The following is a 7080-nucleotide window of genomic DNA, read 5'->3' on the forward strand; positions in this document are numbered from 1 at the left end:
CGCGCAGGGAGAGCACCGGCGCCACACACGCGTCGGAGCCCTCGAAGACGGCCGTCCACTCCTCGCGCGTACGTTCCTTGAAGCGGGCGGCGACGGCCTCGCGCAGCTCGCCCCAGCGGGCCAGGTCCTTGCGGGCGGGCGCCATCTCGGCGAGGCCGAGCAAGGCGATGAACTCGTCGTAGAACTGCTGCTCCAGGGCGCCCACGGCCATGTGACCGCCGTCGGAGGTCTCGTAGTTGCCGTAGAAGGGGCAGCCGCCGTCGAGGAGGTTGGCGCCGCGCCGGTCCTGCCAGCCGCCGGCCGCGAGCATGCCGTGGATCATCGCGGAGAGGTGGGCGGCGCCGTCGACGATCGCGGCGTCCACGACCTGGCCCTCGCCGTGCACGCGCGCGTGGGTGAGCGCGGCGAGGACGCCGACGACGAGGTAGAGCGAGCCGCCCGCGTAGTCGCCGACGAGGTTCGCGGGGATCGCGGGCGGTTCGCCGGGATCGCCGATCATGCCGAGGGTGCCGGTGATCGCGATGTACGCGATGTCGTGCCCGGCGCGCTGGGCGAGCGGGCCCTCCTGGCCCCAGCCGGTCATCCGGCCGTAGACGAGCCGCGGATTGCGCGCGTGGCAGGCCTCGGGGCCGACGCCGAGGCGCTCGGCCACGCCGGGGCGGTACCCCTCGATGAGGATGTCGGCGCGCTCGACCAGGTCGAGGACCTGGGCAGCGCCGCCGTCGGCCTTCAGGTCGACGATCACCGAGCGTTTGTTGCGGTTGGTGACGTCGTAGGTCGGGTCGATGGCGAGGCCGCCGCCGCCCGGACGGTCCACACGCACGACATCGGCTCCGAGGTCGGCCAGGAGCATGGCCGCGAACGGGCCGGGCCCGATGCCCGCCAGCTCCACCACGCGCACCCCGGCGAGCGGCCCGTTAACGCCCCTGTCCGGCACTGCCATTGAGCCCCCAGCCGCTATGACACAACTGATGTAACACCAGTGATGCTAAGAACGTGTTCCACTGTGCACAAGCCCCTGACGAGCAAGCGCTTAGCCAATCTTGGACCGCGGAGGCTCCGGCCGGCTCGGCGGACGTGCTCCGCGCCGGGGGCACACGCGCCGGGCTCCGGTGGTGCGCGCTAGCCTCGGCCACCACGACCGGACGGACGTACGGCGAGAGGTGCCATGAACACTCACCAGAGCGAGACCAGTGGCGACACCACGACCGGCGAGAAGAAGCGTCGCCCCTACGACGTCGTGCTCTTCGGAGCGACCGGCTTCGTGGGGATGCTCACCGCGGAGTATCTGGCCGCGCACGCGCCCAAGGAGGTGCGCTGGGCCCTCGCGGGGCGCGACACCACGAAGCTGGCGAAGCTGCGCGAGCACCTGGCCGCCATAGACCCGGCCTGCGCCGAACTCCCCCTGGTGCGGGCCGATGTGGCCGACCCGGAGTCGCTGCGGGAGATGGCCGCCCACGCGCGCGTGGTCGCCACGACCGTCGGCCCCTATCTGACGTACGGGCAGGAACTGGTCGCCGCGTGCGCGGAGTCGGGCACGGACTACGTGGATCTGACGGGCGAGCCGGAATTCGTCGACCTGATGTATGTGCGGCACGACGCCCGCGCGCGGGAGACCGGCGCGCGGCTCGTGCACGCGTGCGGTTTCGACTCGGTCCCGCACGACCTGGGCGTGTACTTCACGGTGAAGCAGCTGCCGGAGGGCGTGCCGCTGCGGGTCGACGGGTTCGTACGGACCAACGGGCAGTTCTCCGGCGGCACTTTCGCCTCCGCGCTCAACCAGTTCGGCCGGGCCCCGCAGATGCTGGCCGCCGCCAAGGAACGGCGGCGCCACGAGTCCCGCCCGGCGGACCGCAAGGCGTACGCGCCGCCGAGCCCACCGCGGTACGCGGGCGAGGTCGGCGCCTGGGCGCTGCCGCTGCCGACGATCGACCCGCAGGTGGTGCAGCGCTCGGCGCGGGCCCTGGAGCGGTACGGCCCGGACTTCCGCTACCGGCACTACGCGGCCGTACGGACGCTGCCCATGGCGCTGGGCGGCACGCTCGCCGTCGGCGGTCTGCTGGCGGTCGCGCAACTGGCGCCCGCGCGGCGGTGGCTCTCAGGCCGGCTGAAGCCCGGTGACGGCCCGAGCCAGGAGCGGCGGGCCAAGACGTGGTTCTCGGTGCGGTTCATCGGCGAGGGCGGCGGCAAGCGGGTCTGCACCGAGGTCTCGGGCGGCGACCCGGGGTACGACGAGACGGCGAAGATGCTGGCCGAGTCGGCGCTGTGCCTGGCCCTTGACGCGCTGCCGCCGTCCGCCGGGCAGGTGACCACGGCCCAGGCGATGGGCGACGCGCTCCTGGCACGGCTGGAGGCGGCGGGACTCGTCTTCCGGGTGGCGTCCGTGCGCTAGAGCCCGTGACTGGTGTCCCCCGAGGGGTATGAGCCAAGCCCCTCGGGGGTGTGCCGCGTTCGCTCACTCCGCCGATCCGAGGTTGGCGCGTTGGTTCGCGTGGAAGCGCGCCTTCTTCTGGCGGTTCCCGCACGTGTTCATGTCGCACCATCTGCGGGTGCGGCTCCGGCTGGTATCGAAGAAGGCGGCTCGGCAGGTCGGCGAGGCGCACAGGGCCAGCTTCCCGTCGCGTTCGCCCGCGATGACACTGATCGCGTCGGCGGCGATCACGCCGAGGGCGTCCTCCACGCGGGAGGCCGAGCCGAGCAGCCACCGCCGCTTGCCCTCGGGCGTCAGGACGGCCGCGGCCCGGCCCTGAGCGCTGCGGTCATTGATGACCTGGACAGCGGAGGCAGGGAGTGCGTCCTGGACCGCGGCCGCCGTCGCGGCGGCGTGGATCGACTCCCTCAGCTCCCGGGCTCGTTCGAGCTGCGCCGTGGTGCAGGACGCGACGGCGAGGCCGTTCACCGCCAGCCAGTCGACGAGCCGCTGCGGCGTGGGAATGCGCTCCACGGCGTTGCCATGACGCTCCGACAGAGTCCCCGTGAAGCTGGTCGCCAGCACATTACCGAGGCGGAAGTCAGGGAACTCAGCGCGCATGGAACCACCTTAGCCGGTTGCACGCCGCCGCGAGGGCACGGTAGAACCGTCTTAGCCGGTTCGCCCTGGAGCGCGTCAGTCCGCGGCCGGCTCCGCTACGGCCAGGAGGTCTCATGCCCCGCCCGACCGACGACGTGCAAGCATTCGAAGCCCACGCGACCGACGCCGACCTCGACGATCTGCGCGCCCGGCTGGCCGCGGCGCGGCTGCCGGAGGCCGAGACGGTCCCTCGCGCCGCATCCGGCCCGCGCCGGTGGGAGCAGGGCGTTCCGCTCGCCGACCTCGTCGACCTCGTGGAATACTGGCGCACCGGGTACGACTGGCGGTCGTTCGAAGCGCGGCTTGACCGGATCGGCCAGTTCCGTACGTCCGTCGACGGCCTGGGAATCCACTTCCTGCACCGTCGCTCCGCGCGCGCGGACGCCACTCCGCTGATCCTGACGCACGGCTGGCCGGGCAGCGTCGCCGAGTTCATCGATGTGGTGGACGAGTTGGCGGATCCGAAGGACGCGGACGCGCCGGCGTTCCACGTCGTGGTCCCGTCGCTGCCGGGCTTCGGCCACAGCGACAAGCCGGCCACCACCGGGTGGGGAACCGAGAGGATCGCGGCCGCATGGGTGGAACTGATGGGAAGGCTCGGCTACGACAAGTTCGTGGCCCACGGCGGCGACTGGGGAGGCGTGATCACCACGATCCTCGGCGGCCGGTTTCCGGAGCAGGTGCTCGGCATCCACACGACGCTGGCGCAGGCACCGCCCGGCCTGACGACGGACGGGCTGACGGCGGCCGAGCGCGCGTGGGCCGAGGAGACCCGTGACTTCTGGCGCCACCGCACGGCGTACGCGAAGCAGCAGGCGACCCGGCCGCAGACCATCGGCTACTCGCTCGTCGACTCACCGGTCGGGCTGCTCGCCTGGATACTCGACAAGTTCGCCGAGTGGACGGATACCGAGGACAGTCCGTTCGAGACTGTCTCCCGGGACAGGGTCCTCGACAACGTCACCCTGTACTGGCTGACAAGGACCGGCGCGTCGGCGGCCCGCATCTACCACGAGAGCCACGACTCGCTCGACCCCGGCCTTCGGGTCGACGTGCGGGCGGCGATCACCACGTACCCCCGCGACATCGAGAAGTATCCGCGCGCCTGGGCCCAGGAGCGGTTCCGGCAGATCGTCCGCTGGAGGGCGGCCGGGGCCGGGGGGCATTTCCCGTCGCTGGAGGTTCCCGAGTACTTCGTCGAGGATCTGCGGGACGGGCTCGCGGCAGTGCTGGCCGCCCATCGGCCGTAGCCGCCCGCCCTCCGTACCGCCATGTCAGGCCGGTACGGAAGCCGGGCGGCGCGCACCTGGAGGGGAATCAGGCGACCGGTACCGGGTACGTCGGGTACTCCACGCCGGAGACGTGCTGGACGACGCGGATGACCTGGCAGGAGTAGCCGAACTCGTTGTCGTACCAGAGGTAGAGGATCGCGTTGTCGCCGTCGACCTTGGTCGCGCCCGCGTCGACGATCGAGGCGTGGCGCGAGCCGATGAAGTCGTTGGAGACCGCGTCGGGGGCGCTGGTGAAGTCGATCTGGCGCTTGAGCGGCGAGGTCAGCGAGACGTTGCGGAGGTAGTCGAGGACTTCTTCGCGGGTGGCCTCGCGGCCGAGCGTCAGGCTGAGGATCGCGATCGAGACGTCCGGCACGGGGACGCGGATCGAGCTGCCGGTGATCGGCGCCTTCAGGTCCGGCAGCGCCTTGGCGACGGCGGAGGCGGCGCCGGTCTCGGTGATCACCATGTTGAGCGGCGCGGAGCGGCCGCGGCGGTCGGCCTTGTGGTAGTTGTCCAGGAGGTTCTGGTCGTTGGTGAACGAGTGGATGGTCTCCACGTGGCCGCGCAGCACGCCGTACTCGTCCGCCATCGCCTTGAGCGGCGGGACGATCGCGTTGGTGGTGCAGGAGGCGCAGGACAGGATCCGCTCGTCCGGCTTGATCGTGTCGTGGTTGACGCCGTGCACGATGTTGGGCACGTCGCCCTTGCCCGGGGCGGTCAGGACGACCTTGTCGACTCCGGGGCGCAGGTGCTTGGAAAGACCCTCGCGGTCGCGCCACTTGCCGGTGTTGTCGATGAGGATGGCGTTCTTGATGCCGTACGCGGTGTAGTCGACCTCAGAGGGGTCGTTCGCGTAGATGACCTTGATCTCGTTGCCGTTGGCGATGATCTTGCTGTTCGCCTCGTCGACGGTGATGGTGCCCTGGAACTGGCCGTGGATGGAGTCGCGGCGCAGCAGCGAGGCACGCTTGACGATGTCCTCGGCGGCCCGCTCCCCTCCCCCGCGTACGACGATGGCGCGCAGCCGCAGGCCGTTGCCGGAGCCGGCCTTCTCGATGAGCAGGCGGGCGACGAGGCGGCCGATGCGGCCGAAGCCGTAGAGCACGACGTCGCGGCCCTCGCGGCGCTCGATCTTGTTGGCACCCGTGGCGCCCGCGACGGCCTCGGCGGTGAACTCGGAGACCGAAAGGCCGCGGTCGTCGCTGCGGTACGTCGCGGCGAGCATGCCGATGTCGATCTGCGACGGGCCGAGGTCGAGCGCGGCGAGAGCCTGGAGGAAGGGCAGCGTCTCGGTGACCGACAGTTCCTCGCCGGCGATCTGGCGGGCGAACCGGTGGGTCTTGAGGATGCTGACCACCGACTTGTTCACCAAGGAGCGGCTGTGCAGCAGGACCGTCACGTCCCGCTCGCGGTGCAGCTTCCCGATGATCGGGATCATCGACTCCGCGATCTCCTCGCGGTGCTTCCAGTTGGTGAACGAGTCGTCGTTGACAGTCACAGGTTTCTCTTTCGAGCTAGGCGGCGCTCATATGCTAACCCGCTCTTCTTTTGATCGTTCACCGGGCCGCTCCACGCCCCTCACCTGGCCGCTTCCCGCAGGGCGGCCCGGCACAGCGCGTCCGCGCGGCGCGTGGATTCGGGCAGGCGGTAGCGGGGGGTGAGGCGCAGCGCGTGGGCGCAGGCGTTGTCGAGCGTCACCCGGTGGCCCGCCGAGACGAAGACCGGCTTCACGCCCTCGCGGGTGCGCAGCGCGCGGCCCACCTCCTCGGCGCCGTCCAGCAGGGGCGAGGCGCTGCCGCGGGGCGCGGCCGGAGCCTCGTACGCGAAGGTGAAGGGGTTCTTCGCCACGCCCATCGTCGCCAGTCCCGTCAGGACGCCGAGGTGGCTCGCGAGGCCGAAGCGGCGCGGATGCGCGACGCCGTAGCCGTCGCAGACGACGAGGCCCGGGTCGGCGCCGAGCCGGGAGAGCGCGGCGAGGACGGCCGGGATCTCCCGGAAGGCGAGCAGGCCCGGCACGTAGGGGAACGCCACGGTGCCGACGGCCGTCGCCTCCTCGATCACGTCGAGCGTGGCCGCGTCGAGCACGACGACGGCCGCGGCGACGACATCCCGCTCGTCGTCGTAGGCGACGTCCACCCCGGTCACGTGTCCGGCGCCGGGCGGCGGCCCCGCCTCGTCGAGGACGACGCGGCCACGCAGCTCGTCCTGAACGGCACGGGCCGCCTTCTCGTCGGTGGGCCAGTCGGCGGGCAGTGGGTAGCTGATCATGGTGCGGGCCAGCCTAGTGGGGCGCACTTTCGGCGCCGACCGGCATCAAGGGCGCGTAAAGATTGCCGGAATCAGGCAATGTGGCGTGTCGTACCCGCATGTCATGATCTTCCCGTACCGAGGTGAACGGCATGACGGGGGAAGTGGTCCGATGACGGTTTTTCTGGGTCTCGGCATCGCGGGGATCGTGCTGCTGGTGCTCTCGCTCGTCCTCGACGGAGTGCTCGAAGGGCTCTTCGGGGGCGCGGGGGTGCTGGACGGGCTCTTCGACGGGCTCCTCTCACTGCCGGTCGTCGCCGGGTTCGTGTCCATGCTCGGCTTCGGGGGAGCCATCGTGCTCGGCACGACCGGTCTCGGCGCGGGCCCCGCCACCGCCGCGGGCGCCTGCGCCGGGCTCGGGGCGGGCTGGCTCACCTTGAAGGTGACCCGCGCGCTGATGCGCGACCAGACCACGGCCACGCCACGCGG

6 protein-coding genes and 1 pseudogene are annotated in these 7080 nt (G+C 71.4%); 3 read left to right on the forward strand and 4 right to left on the reverse strand.

Annotated features, from left to right (window positions below):
* The coding region (locus tag GKQ77_RS23760) for a CaiB/BaiF CoA transferase family protein (protein ID WP_219690966.1) at positions 1-943 on the reverse strand (943 nt) is incomplete at its 3' end.
* Positions 944-1168: 225 nt separating this feature from the next.
* Here GKQ77_RS23760 and GKQ77_RS23765 point away from each other — a divergent pair.
* Complete coding sequence (locus GKQ77_RS23765) at positions 1169-2392, forward strand: saccharopine dehydrogenase family protein (protein ID WP_219690967.1); 1224 nt, start codon at positions 1169-1171, stop codon at positions 2390-2392.
* Between the two features lie 63 nt (positions 2393-2455).
* Here GKQ77_RS23765 and GKQ77_RS23770 read toward each other — a convergent pair whose 3' ends face one another.
* Positions 2456-3031, reverse strand: a complete 576-nt coding sequence (locus GKQ77_RS23770) for a CGNR zinc finger domain-containing protein (RefSeq protein ID WP_219690968.1) — start codon at positions 3029-3031, stop codon at positions 2456-2458.
* Positions 3032-3144: 113 nt separating this feature from the next.
* Between GKQ77_RS23770 and GKQ77_RS23775 the strand changes: the two genes are divergently transcribed.
* The gene (locus tag GKQ77_RS23775; RefSeq protein WP_219690969.1) at positions 3145-4320 is read left to right on the forward strand and encodes an epoxide hydrolase family protein; all 1176 of its coding nucleotides are present in this window, start codon (positions 3145-3147) and stop codon (positions 4318-4320) included.
* A 67-nt stretch (positions 4321-4387) separates the two neighbouring features.
* Here GKQ77_RS23775 and GKQ77_RS23780 read toward each other — a convergent pair whose 3' ends face one another.
* Both GKQ77_RS23780 and GKQ77_RS23785 read right to left on the reverse strand, forming a co-directional pair.
* Complete coding sequence (locus GKQ77_RS23780; RefSeq protein WP_219690970.1) at positions 4388-5842, reverse strand: glyceraldehyde-3-phosphate dehydrogenase; 1455 nt, start codon at positions 5840-5842, stop codon at positions 4388-4390.
* A gap of 80 nt (positions 5843-5922) precedes the next feature.
* The gene (locus tag GKQ77_RS23785) at positions 5923-6612 is read right to left on the reverse strand and encodes an endonuclease V (protein WP_219690971.1); all 690 of its coding nucleotides are present in this window, start codon (positions 6610-6612) and stop codon (positions 5923-5925) included.
* 151 nt (positions 6613-6763) lie between these two features.
* Here GKQ77_RS23785 and GKQ77_RS23790 point away from each other — a divergent pair.
* Positions 6764-7080, forward strand: a pseudogene (locus tag GKQ77_RS23790) (hypothetical protein); the annotation flags it as partial.

The sequence above is a fragment of the Streptomyces anatolicus genome (assembly GCF_019400875.1).
Taxonomy (GTDB): domain Bacteria; phylum Actinomycetota; class Actinomycetes; order Streptomycetales; family Streptomycetaceae; genus Streptomyces; species Streptomyces anatolicus.

Coding starts and splice junctions, on each gene's coding strand:
- GKQ77_RS23785 (WP_219690971.1), bottom strand. CDS start 6,612: ATGATCAGCTACCCACTGCCCGCCGACTGGCCCACCGACGAGAAGGCG.
- GKQ77_RS23775 (WP_219690969.1), top strand. CDS start 3,145: ATGCCCCGCCCGACCGACGACGTGCAAGCATTCGAAGCCCACGCGACC.
- GKQ77_RS23770 (WP_219690968.1), bottom strand. CDS start 3,031: ATGCGCGCTGAGTTCCCTGACTTCCGCCTCGGTAATGTGCTGGCGACC.
- GKQ77_RS23765 (WP_219690967.1), top strand. CDS start 1,169: ATGAACACTCACCAGAGCGAGACCAGTGGCGACACCACGACCGGCGAG.